Annotated in this window: 12 protein-coding genes; 7 read left to right on the top strand and 5 right to left on the bottom strand. The window is 36.0% G+C overall.

Annotated elements, in window-relative coordinates; translation table 11 throughout:
* Positions 1 to 234: 234 nt before the first annotated feature.
* The 5 genes from Q0543_RS14275 to Q0543_RS14255 form a co-directional block, all read right to left on the bottom strand.
* Positions 235 to 3,915 carry an Ig-like domain-containing protein gene (locus tag Q0543_RS14275; RefSeq protein ID WP_299254512.1) on the bottom strand — a complete coding sequence of 1,227 codons (3,681 nt, stop codon included), beginning with the start codon at positions 3,913 to 3,915 and terminating at the stop codon, positions 235 to 237.
* Between the two features lie 227 nt (positions 3,916 to 4,142).
* The gene (locus tag Q0543_RS14270) at positions 4,143 to 4,697 is read right to left on the bottom strand and encodes a YfiT family bacillithiol transferase (protein WP_299254509.1); all 555 of its coding nucleotides are present in this window, start codon (positions 4,695 to 4,697) and stop codon (positions 4,143 to 4,145) included.
* 202 nt (positions 4,698 to 4,899) lie between these two features.
* The gene (locus Q0543_RS14265) at positions 4,900 to 5,676 is read right to left on the bottom strand and encodes an N-acetylmuramoyl-L-alanine amidase (protein WP_299254507.1); all 777 of its coding nucleotides are present in this window, start codon (positions 5,674 to 5,676) and stop codon (positions 4,900 to 4,902) included.
* A 2-nt stretch (positions 5,677 to 5,678) separates the two neighbouring features.
* On the bottom strand, positions 5,679 to 6,776 hold the full coding sequence (locus Q0543_RS14260) for a DoxX family protein (RefSeq protein WP_299254504.1): 1,098 nt from the start codon (positions 6,774 to 6,776) through the stop codon (positions 5,679 to 5,681).
* Positions 6,777 to 6,810: 34 nt separating this feature from the next.
* A complete protein-coding gene (locus Q0543_RS14255) occupies positions 6,811 to 8,226 on the bottom strand; it encodes a TolC family protein (RefSeq protein ID WP_299254501.1) in 1,416 nt (471 codons plus the stop codon).
* 133 nt (positions 8,227 to 8,359) lie between these two features.
* On the opposite strand from Q0543_RS14255, the gene Q0543_RS14250 reads away from it, so the two are divergent.
* The 7 genes from Q0543_RS14250 to Q0543_RS14220 all read left to right on the top strand — a co-directional run.
* Positions 8,360 to 9,019 carry an ABC transporter ATP-binding protein gene (locus Q0543_RS14250; protein WP_299254498.1) on the top strand — a complete coding sequence of 220 codons (660 nt, stop codon included), beginning with the start codon at positions 8,360 to 8,362 and terminating at the stop codon, positions 9,017 to 9,019.
* A gap of 118 nt (positions 9,020 to 9,137) precedes the next feature.
* A complete protein-coding gene (locus tag Q0543_RS14245; RefSeq protein ID WP_299254495.1) occupies positions 9,138 to 10,388 on the top strand; it encodes an ABC transporter permease in 1,251 nt (416 codons plus the stop codon).
* Positions 10,389 to 10,391: 3 nt separating this feature from the next.
* Positions 10,392 to 11,486: an efflux RND transporter periplasmic adaptor subunit gene (locus Q0543_RS14240; RefSeq protein WP_299254492.1), complete on the top strand. Its 1,095-nt coding sequence runs from the start codon at positions 10,392 to 10,394 to the stop codon at positions 11,484 to 11,486.
* A gap of 167 nt (positions 11,487 to 11,653) precedes the next feature.
* Complete coding sequence (locus Q0543_RS14235) at positions 11,654 to 12,691, top strand: LLM class flavin-dependent oxidoreductase (protein WP_299254490.1); 1,038 nt, start codon at positions 11,654 to 11,656, stop codon at positions 12,689 to 12,691.
* Positions 12,692 to 13,298: 607 nt separating this feature from the next.
* The gene (locus Q0543_RS14230) at positions 13,299 to 13,652 is read left to right on the top strand and encodes a PAAR-like protein (protein WP_299254488.1); all 354 of its coding nucleotides are present in this window, start codon (positions 13,299 to 13,301) and stop codon (positions 13,650 to 13,652) included.
* The gene (locus Q0543_RS14225) at positions 13,649 to 15,412 is read left to right on the top strand and encodes a hypothetical protein (protein WP_299254485.1); all 1,764 of its coding nucleotides are present in this window, start codon (positions 13,649 to 13,651) and stop codon (positions 15,410 to 15,412) included. The genes Q0543_RS14230 and Q0543_RS14225 overlap by 4 nt, the downstream gene beginning before the upstream one ends.
* Positions 15,413 to 15,495: 83 nt before the next feature.
* Positions 15,496 to 15,912, top strand: a 417-nt coding sequence (locus tag Q0543_RS14220; RefSeq protein WP_299254482.1) for a hypothetical protein, incomplete at its 3' end; no start/stop codon positions are given.

Below are 15,912 nucleotides of genomic sequence, written 5' to 3'. Positions count from 1 at the left end.
TAGGTATCAAAAGGGGCTGGTTTTGATGGGAGGGTTGAAAGATATTTATGTTGGAACCTCTAGAATTTCTATTGCCATGTCTTATTCTACAGGTGTTTTAAATACCTTAGCAAAGGGTGATAATGCGGTTGAGTTATTTCTTAAGTTTAGTAGGTAAAAATAATCTACCAGAATAAAAATACGACACCTTGATTTTATTTTAAACAAGATGTCGTATGGAAGTATTTGTAATTTTTATTTCTTCACTATTTTGGTTGTATAAACACCTGTTTCCGATTGTATCATTACGGTGTACAAACCAGACGCAAGAGATTCTCCAAGTGTAATGGATTCATTGTTTATGTGTTGCTTTGTTTCAACAACTGCTCCTGCAGCATTGATAATTGTAATTGATTCAATCATTCCAAGATTGGCAATTGAGATAGATGTGTTAATATCGAAAGGTTGTGGTACAACGGTAATGTTTGCCGTCGTTCCATTAAGGGTTGCTGTAGTTACACATGCTGTATTACTCGTTGTTCCTCCTACACAAATGGAACAGTTGTCATAAAATGCAGTACCATTTGGAATGCCTGCACAATCCATACAAGATGCTTCGGTATTTCCACAACCACAATTACCAGGTGCTGTTTTATTGACATCGTTCGGGCATGCGTCTCCAGATATTCCTACATACCCTTGTGGTTGTGTACAAGAAAGAATTGTTGAAGCAACATCTCCTGTACCATCATTATCTGTATCCGCATACCATGTTATTGTACTTGTTACTGTAATTTGTTTTACCTGTGAAGTAGCTTTGCATCCGCTGTTATTTGTAACTTCAACAGTATATGCACCCGCATCTTGAACGGTTAATGTAGTATTTGTTCCTACTGGCGACGTACCATTAAACCATTTGTAAGAAGCTCCTAAACTAGTTGTTAATACAACCGAATTTCCTGCACAGATAGATGAACTTGGAGCGGATATCGTTGGTGTTGCTTGTGTTAATAGGGTAAGTGTTCTTGCAGCAGAGATTGCTTTGCAACCAGAGCTATTTGTTATCTCTACGGTATAAGCACCTGCTTCGGCAGCTGTGAATGTTGCAGCAGTACCAACTTGTTTGTTGTCTTTAAACCAGATATAAGAAAGTCCTGCACCAGTTGATAAAACGATGGATGGAGTCGTACACAAATTTGTTGTTGCAGAAGAAATAGTTGGTGTTGCTTGTGTTGTTCCTGTTAGTGTTCTTGTAGCAGAGATCGCTTTGCAACCAGAATTATTTGTTATCTCTACGGTGTATGCACCTACTTCGGTAGCTGTGAATGTTGCAGCAGTACCAACTTGTTTGTTGTCTTTAAACCAAATGTACGAAGTTCCTGCTCCAGTAGATAAAACGATGGATGGAGTAGTACACAGATTTGTTGTTGCAGAAGATATCGTTGGCGTTGCTTGTGTTGTTCCTGTTAGTGTTCTTGCAGCAGAAATTGCTTTGCAACCAGAACCATTTGTAATCTCTACGGTGTATGCACCAGCTTCGGCAGCTGTAAATGTTGCAGCAGTACCTACTTGTTTGTTGTCTTTAAACCAAATGTATGAAGACCCTGTACCAGTAGATAAAACGATGGATGAGGTAGTACACAAATTTGTTGTTGCAGAAGAAACAGTCGGAGTTGCTTGTGGTATTGACGTTAGTGTTCTTGCAGCAGAAATTGCTTTGCAACCAGAACTATTTGTTATCTCTACGGTGTAGGCACCTGCTTCGGTAGCTGCGAATGTTGCAGCAGTACCTACTTGTTTATTGTCTTTAAACCAGATATATGAAGACTCTGTAGCAGTAGATAAAATGATGGATGGAGCAGTACACAAATTTGTTGTTGCAGAAGAAATACTTGCAGTTGGTATTGCAGCAACAGTTAACTTAAAGGCGCTACTTGCTTTACATCCATTTGCATCTGTATAACTTGCTGTATACGTACCTGTATTTACAATTGCTAAATTAGTAAGTATTGGATCACGTACTGTTGAATTGAAATTGTTAGGTCCTGTCCATGTCCAAGAGCCTGATTGTGTTGGCCAAGGTCCAAGTGCAATTGTTCCTGTTGCACATACGGTTGCATTATCCGTTGCAGTCCATGTTCCATTGTTGATTTGTGCATTTTGTGTAATTACTGGTAATGCATTTACCGTTATTGTTTTTATTGCAGATGTAGCTTTACAGCCTCCTGCATTTGTTACTTCTACAGTATAATCACCAGTTTGAATAACATCAATAGTAGCAGAAGTTCCGGTTGATGTGGTGCCATTAAACCATTTATAAGAGGAGCCAGAACTTGTAGATAATTTAACGGAACTTCCTGAACAGATTGATGTAGAAGGTGTAGTTATGATTGGTATTGCTTGAGGCGTTCCTGTAAGTGTTCTTGCAGCAGAAAGTGCTTTACAACCAGCACTGTTTGTTATTTCTACCGTGTAGGTACCTGCTTCCGTAGCTGAGAATGTTGCAGCAGTACCTACTTGTTTATTGTCTTTAAACCAGATATAAGAAGACCCTCCACCAGTAGATAAAACAATAGATGGTGTTGTACATAAATTTGTTGTTGCAGAAGAAATGCTTGCAATTGGCAATGCAGATACCGTTACTTTATTTGCTGCAGAGCTTCCTGTTCCTCCAGAATTATCCGTAGCTGTAGCTGTGATAGATAGTGTACCTGTTGTATTTGGAGTGTATGTGATGGAGTAGGGCGATGTATTGTCTGAACCTAATAAAGTTGTTCCATTATAAAAATCTACTTTTGATATGCTGCCATCGCTGTCTTGTGCATTTGCACTAATCGTAATGCTAGTTCCTATACATGTGTTTGATCCAGAACTTGGTGCTGTTAAAGCTGCTGTTGGGATTTTGTTAGCCGTTTGTGTTCCGCAACCACACTGCGTTGGACTATCCATTGTTGCACCTGCTCCGCAAGTTGTATTTGTTACCATGCCTTGAACAGCACTTGCATTTGAAATGGCTAATGTATATGGTGGTGTGAAAGCTGTTCCACTCCCTGTTTTACCTCCACTGGTACTCGTGAATATGTTGTTTTTTTCTGTTACTGCGGTAAAATCATTTTTATACAAGTCAATTGGGTTTTTAACTCCTATAAATACATTACTTTCAATTAATAGATTTGCTTTGTAGCCCGCACGTATACATGAGTTTGAAACAGAGCTATTATATAGACAGTTCGCAATATGTAGTTTTCCGAAACGTACACGGGGCATACGTTCTACGCAGCCTTCAGCCCACCAGCAATACTGAAAAGTAATATTTAATTTATCCGCATCTCCAGTTGCAGTATCAGAACTGCCAATTAAATCTGAAAAACGGTGATCATTTGATCCACCAGATCCGCCAGTAATTGGCTTCTTTTTGTAGCCAAATTTACACCAAGTAATGGAGATGAAATTAGACATATTTTTAATGTCAAAGTTGCCATCCATTCCATCTTGGAAATCGCAATGGTCTACCCAAATGTTTTGACAATCATCAACTGTAAGATTGTCATTGCCATCTTCATCATATGCGCCAGGACCTTCAAAGGTTAGATTTCTGAGGATTAAATTCGTCGTTCTTTTTACATATAATATACCAGATCCACTAGATGTTAAATCTACAGATACCATTTTAGATCCAGCTAATCCAATAACAGTTTTACCATCGGTATCCTGTATGGTAATCCGACCATTTAGAGGAAATGTTATGGTTCCGGATACATGAACAACTTTTACTGTTTTTGTTGTAAGCGCAGTTTTTAATGCCGCATAGGAAGTTACTACTGTAGGAGTAGCTGATCCGCCTCCAGTAACTCCTCCGTTTTGTGTTGCCCAGCCTACAGGTTTACATTGATCTTGTGCGGATACTATATTCCAACTTAAGAATATAATAGACATGAAAATTATTTTAATAGTTTTAGCTTGTAGCATATGCAATCTTTTTGAAGAAATGGCTTAATTAGGAGTAGAAATGCCCTAATTCTAAAATATATACAAACAGAAATACGTATGGTAACGGATTTGAAAAAAAATATTAGAAATAAATAGAGCTCTTTTAAAAAATAGAATCCTATCATTTGAATATTTCTTTGTGGATATATTCAAATGATAGGATTCTTAAAATATTAAATCATAGAAGATTGCCAATTGCTACGTTTTACCAATTCTGTAACATGTGCTAAGTGATGATTGCAATGCCAAGAATACATGCCTATGTATTCATCAATTTTGAATGGTGTGGGATGTTGTGGATGCATAAAAGTTCTTGCTAATTCTGTATCTGTAAGGGAATCCAATAAAGCTGTCCAACGAGTATGCAAGCCATCTAAAATATGCAAACTGAATTCAATCGCCATTTTACCATCAATTAACTCTGCCCAACGATCTTCAAAATAAGGTTTTATAGTAGGGTTGTCTTCGGTTAAAGCGAGTTTAAATCGTATAAAACTATTCATATGGCTGTCTGCACAATGATGAATCACTTGTCTGATTGTCCAACCATCAGGACGGTATCTTGTATCCAATTGCGATTGCGACAGTGATTCAACCGCTTCATGCAATCGTTGCGGAAATAAATGAATGTCTGAAATGAAAAGGGCTAATTGGTCTTTAGTTGGCGCAACGATTTTAACGTATTCTCCAATAGGGTATTTTAGGGTGTGTAATTCAGAGTCGGTCATAATAAGTAGTGGTCAGTGGTCAGTAAACAGTGGTCAGTGAAAAGTATTAAATATTAAGTATTTAGTAGTCAGTACACAGTGCAAAAAAAAACAGTTTAGTATAAATTCTTTTTAATTAAAAAAAAATAAGAAATTAAGTTAAAATTAACCACTAAAGTAATCCTGTATTTAGTGCCATCCTTTAATCGTGTTCGGATCCTTTTTACTCCGCTTCAATCATTTGCTTGTAATCCTCTATTGCACTATAGATTCCATAGGCTGTATGCATTTGACCTTTGTCGGAATTAAGATACACTTCTTCTTCAGCATGAGTTAGAAAACCTGTTTCAACCAATACTGCTGGCATGGTTGTTTTCCATAGCACTAAAAACCCCGCTTGCTTTACACCCCGACTGTGGCGTTGATTGAAGGTTGTGAATTCTTCTTCAATTTGTCCTGCTAGGATCATTGAGTTTGTTAAGTTGGCACTTTGGTAAAGTGAAAACATAATATAGGACTCAGGTTTGTTGGGGTCAAAACCATCGTAGTTCGCTTGCTGATTAGCCTCCATTAAAATGGAAGCATTTTCACGTTGCGCTACCTGCATATTTGATTCAGACTTATGTAAACCCATACAATACGTTTCAGTGCCTGCAAATTGCTCAGGACCTGCATTTACGTGAATGGAAATAAATAAATCGGCATTGATTTTATTTGCAATCGTAGCTCTATCGTGAAGTTCTACAAACCGATCGTCTTTCCGGGTATAGGTTACTTCAACATCTGGCATATTTGTTTTGATGAGCTCACCTAATTGTAATGCAATTTTCAAGGTAATGTCTTTTTCTCTAGATGTTTTTCCATTACAACCAGGGTCTTTGCCACCATGTCCTGCATCAATAACAATTCTTTTTAACGTAACAGATCGTATGTTTTTTATTTCAAAGGAAATAAAAAACATACTTAAAAATAGAATACCTGCTAACGCTTTATTAATCATATTTATTTATTAATTGCGTTATTTAACGCTTCTTTTTTAAATGTTTCTGACGTGAAATCGCCAACAATATTTCCTTCATTTAATACAACAACTCTTGGTGGGGAAGGTGCTTTGTCTAACAAACGAAAGAATTTGCCTGCATCAATAAATGCATAAGGGAAGGTGCCACCAGCAAACTTAAAGAACGCTTCTTTTTGAGATTCTTCTCCCCAAAATAAGATGTATACAGGCGGCAGTTTATTTGCTTTATTCCACTCCACCAAATCTTTTGCTGTTTGCATGCAATGATCACAATCTACATTGAATAAGCATACAATGTTTTTTCCTGAATCTAAATTTGTGATACCCGTATTGAAGCTTTTATAAGCTGCAAATATGGATGTTGTTTTAGGCATACTTGGCTTCTGTATTTCAACTGTTGCTTCTTTGATTGGCACCGTTTCAACAACAGATTTTTTTACATCTACTTTTTTAGGATCAATTCCTTTTTTTAATTTGGTGTCAATAACTGGCTTTTCAATATATACCGTATCTATTTTAATGATAGGTTCTATAATCATAGTTTCGGGCGCAACCAATACATTGCCTGCATCACACCCACACTCTGGTTTGTACTGCCAAAATATAATTAGGAATGTGCTAAGTAATATGAATGTTGGAAATCTGTGTTGGTGAACTTTTGTATTAATGTAGTTTATATAAATATAAACCATCATTCCTAAGGTAATAATATTCTTAATCAATGCTTGTAAAGGGGTCATCGGTATTATCTGGCCCATACAGCCACAGTTGCCGCTATTGCCTTGGGTTGATATTTGATATATTAGATGAACACAGAAAACAACTAACATCAATGCAGTTGCAGGTAATATAAATTTCTTAAAATAATGATTTTGAAGGAATGCAATACCAAGAAAGAATTCAATAGAAATAATGCAACGCGCTAAGATAGGAGCAAAGCACCAATTGGTAATCCCTTGATCTACCAATTGCTTTTCAAAAGCTTCTATGGGAATCAATTTTGTATATGCAGAAAAAATAAAAAGGATCGCTACTAAAAATCGAAGTGTCCAAATTATGCCTTGATTCTTGTTTTTCATGTTGAATAGTGATTTTATGAGTTAATCTATTGAACTATTGAATATTAACTGGTTGTCCAGAATATATGTCTAATATCGCATTTTTAAAGATGAAATCATATTTTGCCTGCACCAAATTGGATTGAGATTGGCTAAGGGTATTCTTGATTTGATTGAATTCAACGGATGTTATAATACCTCCGTCCAAACGTTTTTCGGCATTGCGGAAGGATTCTTGTGTAGCGGAATAAGATTCATTTAAAGCAGATAACTTGGATTGGCTGCCACTCGCTTGATAGAATGCCGTATAAATGGTGCGCTGTAGGCTTACTTTTGCGATAGTGTAGTCTAAATCTGCTTGTGTCATAGCAATGTGATTGCGATGTACAGTAGTGCGCACTTGTAAACCATTTAATATGGGTATGCTCAACGTTGCACCTATAAATTTGCTGTAGTTATCTTTGAGTTGCATTCCATATGCTTTGTCGGATAATGTCGTGGCATAGGTATTGGTTAATACATTATCATTACCTGTTTGTGTTACCCCAATTACTTTCGTGCCTGTAAATTGTTGGCCAGTTACTACTTTCCCAGAAGTAGAATAGATTGTTCCTAAAGAACCATTTAAGGTTATTCTTGGATAGTACCTACCTTTGGATGCATAATATGCATGTGTTGTACTCTCTTTTTTATATTCTAAACTTTTTAATTGAGGGATTTGATCAATCACGTTTTTCATCGCCTCGTCTGGGTTTGAATACGCCATTTTGTTTTTATCAAGTAGGTCTGTTGGTTTGGCAATACGAATAGCCATTGGGTCTGCAAGCTGTAAAAGTAGTCCTAAATTTAAATACGACAGATCTAAATTGTTTTTCGATTGAATCACTGTGGCTTCTTCTGTTTTCCATTGTGCATACACATCTAATGCACTGCTTTTAGTAACTACACCAGACTCTTTCAAGCTATTCATACGGTCATATACTTCTTTTGTGGTTAGCGCTTGGCGTTTTGAATTCTCGATTATTTCTTCGTTCATTAAAATAGATACATACGCTTGTACGATAGAGATGCTCATATCCAATCGATATTGTTCGATATCTTGCTGCGCAGCTGCTACATCATCTTTACTTTGTTTTAATGTGTTCTGTAATAAAAAACCATTGAATAAAACCAAACTTCCGTTTACATTGAAATTATTAGAACGCACTTGTTGATTGACATACACGTTGGTAAAGGGGTCAATACTTCTACCAAAATTGTAATTTTGAGAGGCACTTGCATTTATGGAAGGCAGCATTGCTCCTTTAGCCTGAAGGACAATTTGATTAAAAAGCAATTCGTTGTTTTTGATTTTTTGCAATTGCGAATTATGTGTTTCTGCATAATCCATACACTGCTGTAAGGTCCATGTTTCTTGTGCTTTTAATGAAAATGTAAGGAGCAAAAGGGATAATATATAGATGTTCTTCATTGGAAGAGTTGTGAGATAATGAATGCTTAATTCAATGTGTTGAAACAAATAAAGATAAAATTACACTCTTTTGTTGATATTGTAAACTATCTCGCCTAGTTTGGCGTTAGATTTGAGTTTGTTTCCCATTTTCATGATAACTTTAAAGAATATACATAAATCGTATACCACTGGTGCAAATTCCATGCATGTCTTAAAGGGTATTGACTTAACGATTAATGAAGGCGATTTCGTATCCATTATGGGCTCTTCAGGCTCGGGAAAGTCTACCTTGCTCAATATTTTGGGCATTTTAGATGACTATGATGAAGGGGAGTATTGGTTAAACGGCACACTTATAAAAAATCTTTCAGAAACGAAAGCAGCATATTATCGCAATAAGTTTTTAGGTTTTGTGTTTCAATCGTTCAATTTGCTTGCCTTTAAAAACGCGGTAGAAAATGTAGCCCTGCCTTTGTATTATCAAGGTGTTGGTAGAAAGGAGCGCCTAAAAATAGCCTTGGAATATTTGGAACGCGTGGGTTTAAAAGATTGGGCAGAGCACATGCCCAATCAACTTTCGGGCGGACAAAAACAACGCGTTGCTATTGCTCGGGCATTGGTATCAAAGCCGAGTGTGATTTTGGCAGATGAGCCAACAGGTGCTTTGGATTCACAAACATCACATGATGTAATGGGCATGTTAACAGAAATCAATAATTCTGGCATAACCGTTATTATTGTTACCCACGAGCAAGATATTGCAGAACGCACCAAGCGAATCATTCGCCTGAAAGACGGATTGATGGAGTAGGGGCGAATTGCATTCGCCCTTCGTCGGGCGAATGCCTATGTAATGGACAAATGCCAATGTAATGGGCGAATGCAATTCGCCCCTACTAGGGAAATATATATTAAAATTAAAATACACGATGTTCGATTTAGATAAGTGGCAAGAAATATTTAATACCATAAAAAAGCATCCGCTGCGGACCTTGCTTACTGCCTTTGGTGTTTTTTGGGGGATTTTCATGTTGGTGTTATTGCTGGCTGCGGGTAAAGGTTTGGAGAATGGAGTGAATCAAAATTTTAGCAGCATGGCTAAAAATACCATGTGGATTTGGGGTGGTAAAACAACCATTCCGTATAATGGCATGAAACCCGGTCGTTATGTGATATTTAAGAATGACGATTATGTTTATTTGAAAAATGAAATGCCAGGTCTGATGTACATTGCTGCAGGGACAACACTAACGGGCGATTATACTGTAAATTATAAGAATGTTACGGGTAATTTTAAAGTAGATGGCAATGTGCCAGATTTAAATAAGGTTCGTCCGATGAAATTTTCTGAAGGTCGATTTATAAATCAACACGACATAGAAGACAACCGTAAAGTAACCGTAATTGGAAGTAGAGTTAGAGAATTGTTATTTGGAACAGAAGACCCAATCGGTAAATACATTCAAATTAAAGGAGTGTATTTTCAAGTGATCGGTTGTTTTGAAGTAGAGAATATGGGAGGCAGTGGTAGAGATGATTCAGAGAAAATTTTCATTCCGCTGAGTACAATACAAACAACCTTCAACTTGCAAGACCGGATTAGTGTGTTTGGTATTACACCTAAAGATGGTTATGACCCCTTGATACTTGAAGAACAAGTAAAAGCATATTTATCAACCAAACACATTGTTTCTCCTAAAGATAAAAATGCGGTAGGTGGTTGGAACTCTGGAAAAGAAACACAAAAGATTAATGGACTCTTCTTTGGAGTAAATATATTTATTTGGGGTGTTGGTATCATGACCATCATTGCAGGGATTGTTGGTGTAAGTAATATCATGTTGATTATTGTAAAAGAGCGTACCAAAGAGATTGGTATTCGTAAGGCTTTGGGTGCAACTCCCATGTCTATAATCAGTTTAATCATTCAAGAGTCTATTTTTATTACAGCATTTGCTGGCTACTTTGGTTTACTAGCCGGAGTGTTGTTGGTGGAATGGTTTAAAAGTTTAATGGCAGGTACAGAAACAAAAAATTCGTATTTCGCAAATCCCGATATTGATTTTAATGTTGCTATTATTGCAACAATAATCCTCGTCTTGTCGGGTGGTTTGGCAGGTTTGATTCCTGCAATCAAAGCAGCAAAAATAAATCCTATTGAAGCATTAAGAGCAGAATAAATTATGATTAAGAAAATTTTAACCTACAGTCTTGTTGTCGGAATGATTTGTCTATTTGTATGGACATTTTGGTTTTTGTATCAAAACTCTCAAAAGAAGCCAATTGTTTTTACCACAGATATTCCATTTTATAGTGATATTGTTCAGAAATCAGTATCAGCGGGCTCTATCGTGCCGCGTAAAGAAGTTGCGATTAAATCGCAGGTATCTGGTATTGTAGAAAAGTTACATGTAGTAGCTGGACAATACGTTGAAAAAGGTGCATTAATAGCACATATTCGTATTGTACCTAATATGGCGAACTTGAATTCTGCCGAGTCAAATGTAGCAAAAGCAAAATTACAGTTGACACAAACGGAAACCGAATACAAACGCTATCGTAAATTATTTGATGACGAATTAATTCCTGAAGCAGAATTTAATAAATATGTATTGGATTATAATCAAGCAAAAGAAACACTTCGTTCAGCTGAAAATAATTTTGACATCGTAAAAGATGGGGCAACCAAACAAGCAGGCAATGCTACAAATTTGGTACGTGCAACTGTAAGTGGAATGGTCTTAGATGTACCCGTAGAAGAAGGCGCATTTGTGATCGAAGGGAATACCTTTAATGAAGGAACAACTATTGCGTTTATAGCAAACATGAACGATATGATTTTCTTAGGTAAAGTAGATGAATCAGAAGTCGGAAAAATTCATGTTGGAATGGATGTAGACCTTCATATCGCGGCGATCGATAACAAAGTGTTTCCCGCAAAATTAGAATTTATTTCTCCCAAAGGAATCACTGAAGACGGAGCCATTAAATTCGAAATTAAAGCAGCAATTAAACTTGACAAGAACGTATATATCCGATCTGGCTACAGTGCCAATGCAGATTTAGTATTGCAACGCAGAGATTCTGTATTATCTATTAAAGAAGCCTTAATTCAATTTAGCGGAGATTCTACATTTGTAGAAATTGAAACAAAGCCTCAAGAGTTTAAAAAAAGTCTTATTAAAACAGGCTTGTCTGATGGCGTAAAGGTTGAAGTAATATCTGGTGTAAAATTGGGAGATAAGATTAAAGTGATTGTGGAGAAGCCTGTGAAGTAGGATTGGACTCATAGGTCAGTCGCTCTTCCAGATTTGCAATCCTAAAGCCAGATGAAAAGGATTTATAATTCGTTTTATACAGCTCAATTGTTTTGGTTCGCGAATATAAAACACGAACAGCTTTGTACGAAGATATTTTCAACTACAATTATTAAAACAACAAACACATGGAACTAGGTATAGGAATGTTTGGTGATAATCATTACGACCTGCAAGGGAATCCTATGGATTCAGGAAGTCGCCTCAGAGAGTTGATTGATGAAATAAAATTGATGGACGAAGTGGGTCTAGATTTTTTTGGTATTGGCGAACATCACCGCGCAGATTATGCCGTTTCCGTTCCTGAAATTGTTTTGGCTGCTGCGGCAACGGTAACTAAAAATATTAAATTAGGAAGTGCAGTAACAGTCTTAAGTTCTTCAGATCCAGTTCGTATCTATCAAAGCTTTGCAACCATTGATCAAATTACAAATGGTCGCGCAGAGATTACTGCTGGTCGCGGGAGTTTTATCGAATCGTTCCCCATTTATGGCTACGATTTGAAAGACTACAACAACTTGTTTGAAGAGAAATTAGAGTTGCTGGTAAAAATAAACGAACAGAATCCGATTACTTGGAAAGGTACCTTGCGTGCGGCACTCAATAATCAAGAAGTATTGCCGCGTGCCGTAAATGATAATCTTAAAATATGGGTAGCCGTTGGTGGTACGCCAGAGTCTGTTGTGCGTGCGGCTAAATTAGGACTGCCTGTTATATTTGCTATTATCGGTGGAAACCCAGAACAATTTCAACCCTTATTTAAGTATTATCAGGAAGTATATCAGCATTACAAGCATGATGTATCTGCTTATGAAGTGGGCGTACACATGCACTGTTTTTTTGGAGACGATAGTAAAAAAGTTGCAGATGAATATTATCCAGTCTATGCATCTCAAATGAACCGTATTGGCCGCACGCGCGGATGGCAACCATACACTCGGAGTCAATATGATTATGGTCGTGGCACGAATGGGCATTTAATTATTGGAGATGCAAACGAAGCGGTAGATAAAATTCTGGAAATGCACGAACTGTTTGGTCTTACGCGTTTCTCTGCGCACATGGATGTTGGTGGGCCTTCTCACGCCTCACTTATGAAGTCGATTGAAATATTCGGAACGCAAATAGCGCCAAAGGTTCGAGAAGCAATTAATAAGAGTAAATAATTAAAGAATTTCTCAAAGCGACATCGAATGGATCAGAGGCTTGTATTTCGTATGGTACAGCCTTTGATTGTTTTGGTGCATAATATGATGAACGAGTGGGTGTATGAGGCAATGCGAACAGTACTTTGCATCGATTCGTTTCGTCAGAAGATGTATGTGTTATTTTGTGAGAAAGGATACGATCATATTGATTGTGACACTAAGCTATATAGTGGATGGTAAATAGTAAATATCAAATAATTTAATTATAGCAAATATCAAAAAAATAAAAATTTAGCTTTGATGTAATTGTTCGATCCTTTGATTATTTTTTATCTTTTAATATTTTTTTTGAATTTAATGAAGTCATTTACCCATTCAATTATTTCTAAAACAACTCTAAAATGAATTTTACTCTTTGTTTTGTTAACATAAGATAATAAATTCAATACTTTTGAATGGTTTGGTTTTAATCCATCTACATTTTTTATACTTTCAATCGCTTATTAATAATGTATTTGTGTCCTATTGATAAGCGTTTTAAAAAATACACATATTTATTTGAATGAATCAGCAAAAGCTATAATCATTTTTCATCACAACTATAACGTAAATACACAAAAAACATATGGCAATTCATATACAACCAGAAGACGGAGGCGTTTTTGAATATATTAAAGACGGAGCAATGATGTTATGTGATAAAGGTTCGCTCCCATGTAAAATGAAAGCATCGAAAAAAGTGTTGAAGTTTAAAGGTGCTTATTCTTGTTCAACAATTGATAAAGATCCCATTCTGAATGCGATTGATTTTGGCATTTGTTCAATTACCCAAAAGCCCTGCAAAGCGTGTATCTCTCTGTTGGATTGGGTTGATTTTAAAAAAGACTTGACAATCGAAAAAAAGCATGCACTGATTGATAAATCATATATAAATTGTACCATGAGTGGCAAAATTCAATTTTTAAATTCAGGACAATGAGCAATAATAAAACAAATTTTTTTGGGAAATTATTTAACAATTCAGATGCCACAAGTGAACCTGTAATGAATAGGTCAGAGCTAAACAAAGAAGAGTTAGCAGGTTATATTCAAGGGTTGAAAGACAAGCTGAATGTACTTTGGGAAAAAGAAAATTCCATCAAAGAAAATAATATCAAAGAAAAATTAAATACAACACTAGATAGGCATAAAGAAATAAAAGACACAACGATAGAGTTGGATGCATCTGAAAAACAAAAAGGCTCTGATGGCTCAAAAGCTATTACAGGGGATAAAGAATATGGTCAAGATGCTGATCCCAAAGCAGCAATAATGCTTACTAAAGTAGCCTTTCATACAAAATACGATGTCTGTAGCGATGATGTAGGAACTTTCGACCAGCAAGAAAAATTTTATATTCTTAAAGATTGTGGAAAGTTTTATCATTGGCTGCACACAAGACATGATCCTAAAGATGCTAGTTTGATAAAACCAGAGATCATACCGATAACATTTTCAAGCATCGATTTAATGGCGTTTACAGCAACCTTCAAGCTTACGTCTAGCAATACCTTTGCCACTACACCTAACATACGAGTACGGAGTAATAATAATAAATATATTTTTGTAATGGGTGAAGGCAAAACGTTCGGAGAGTTTGAGCTAAGCTTTACAAGCATCAATACGCCCTATGTCAATACTGTTCAACACATACTTAAGTTCGAACTTATTTTTGAATATTCTATAGATGGCCATACATGGGTACATGCCGGCTCTTGTATCAATGAACTCTATCTTACTTGGAAGGAACCCTTGTATAAATTGTATGAAAATAAGGATGTTTCAAAAAAACATACATTTATGCAAATGAAGGCTGAATTTAATAATGATAAAGAAAATATTTTAGAATCCATTCTATGGATTGGTTGCAGACAAGCAAAAGGTTTAGGGAACTCTGCGGCCAATCCTGCTGATAATTCAGAACAAATAGTAGATGCTATTTTTAATGAATTTATACCCTTAAAAATAATACGTAGACGAGAAACGGAAAAAGGGTACTTAAAGAATAATTTCTCTGCTGAGGGACTGGGCTATTGGCGAAATAAAAGTTCGGCGACAAGTAGGTTTGTAAGAGGTCTCCGTACTTTATTACGTGAGGGCGAGGCACGTTGCGACGAATTTTCTTCTTTTTTTGTTCACTTAGCACTCACGCAGGGTATTGAAGTTGATCAATTTGTATTTACATCTGCTGTGGGAGCAGGACTTATACCAACAGAAATTCCTGACAGATTTGTAAATTCAATTTTTCTAGTAAAAACTTGGTCAATCCATGATCCAAATGTCCCTACAGAAAATCCTCCAAATGGAAATAAAGCGCAGGGAAATGCTCAACCTAGGCATTTTTTTTGGGATCATGTATTTGCTACCTTTGAAAAAGGTGGATCAAAAAAATATTACGATCCATCCTACGGAATTAGAGGAGATGCATATTATTCCGATCATGTAAAACTGCTAAAAGCATATTCCTCTCAAGCATTAACTGGTGTTATTTTTTCTAAATATACACGTTCGGGAGAGCCTTTTATTGATCTAATGCATTCGGGTACATGCATTGATATACAGACGAAGGATCCTCTTTGTACACCTTTTTTATACAAAACCACAACCACTGAAATGGAAAAATATTTGCCAGTATTTTTATTTAAAACAGTAGAAAAAAAATTTTACTTTTCAGATGAAAATAAAACGATATACTTATGATGTATAAATCATTTCTACTATTTACATTTCATTTATGTGTTTTATACTGCAACGCCCAAACAACAAATAAAACAAAGACAACCATGGAAGCATATCATAAAAAAATAGATAATCTAGAAGTGAAAATGCTTGTAGAAACGGATGTAAAGAATGTAAAAACATCTTGGGATATATATCTATATAATAGTAAAAGAGATAGTGTGTTGATAGAGCATTTGGAAATGAATCGTATTTGTGATGAAGAAAAAGATTATATGAGGGGAGATGTCAGGAAGTATATACTCGTTGGCGATGTGATTTTGGTTGACAAGAACATCTACCTCATGCTCTACGACAACGGAAATACCTATTTGTATACGTATGAATTTACTGATTATAAAACATTTACAAAGAAAAAATGTTTTGCAGGATATATCTTTTGTGGCACTTATGAAAATTTCGGATATCCCAATTATTCAGAATTTATTAAAAAAATTACAGATCATGATCTTGTAATCAAT

It is taken from the genome of uncultured Cytophaga sp. (assembly GCF_937863595.1).
In the GTDB taxonomy this organism is placed as follows: Bacteria; Bacteroidota; Bacteroidia; order Cytophagales; family Cytophagaceae; genus Cytophaga.
The sequence above is the reverse complement of the archived record's forward strand: the minus strand, read 5'-3'. Positions and strand labels throughout refer to the sequence as shown.

Bases quoted from the DNA above. Each gene is read 5' to 3' on its own strand.
- Q0543_RS14275 (WP_299254512.1), bottom strand. From the start codon at position 3,915: ATGTCTATTATATTCTTAAGTTGGAATATAGTATCCGCACAAGATCAA.
- Q0543_RS14270 (WP_299254509.1), bottom strand. From the start codon at position 4,697: ATGACCGACTCTGAATTACACACCCTAAAATACCCTATTGGAGAATAC.
- Q0543_RS14265 (WP_299254507.1), bottom strand. From the start codon at position 5,676: ATGATTAATAAAGCGTTAGCAGGTATTCTATTTTTAAGTATGTTTTTT.
- Q0543_RS14260 (WP_299254504.1), bottom strand. From the start codon at position 6,776: ATGAAAAACAAGAATCAAGGCATAATTTGGACACTTCGATTTTTAGTA.
- Q0543_RS14255 (WP_299254501.1), bottom strand. From the start codon at position 8,226: ATGAAGAACATCTATATATTATCCCTTTTGCTCCTTACATTTTCATTA.
- Q0543_RS14250 (WP_299254498.1), top strand. From the start codon at position 8,360: ATGATAACTTTAAAGAATATACATAAATCGTATACCACTGGTGCAAAT.
- Q0543_RS14245 (WP_299254495.1), top strand. From the start codon at position 9,138: ATGTTCGATTTAGATAAGTGGCAAGAAATATTTAATACCATAAAAAAG.
- Q0543_RS14240 (WP_299254492.1), top strand. From the start codon at position 10,392: ATGATTAAGAAAATTTTAACCTACAGTCTTGTTGTCGGAATGATTTGT.
- Q0543_RS14235 (WP_299254490.1), top strand. From the start codon at position 11,654: ATGGAACTAGGTATAGGAATGTTTGGTGATAATCATTACGACCTGCAA.
- Q0543_RS14230 (WP_299254488.1), top strand. From the start codon at position 13,299: ATGGCAATTCATATACAACCAGAAGACGGAGGCGTTTTTGAATATATT.
- Q0543_RS14225 (WP_299254485.1), top strand. From the start codon at position 13,649: ATGAGCAATAATAAAACAAATTTTTTTGGGAAATTATTTAACAATTCA.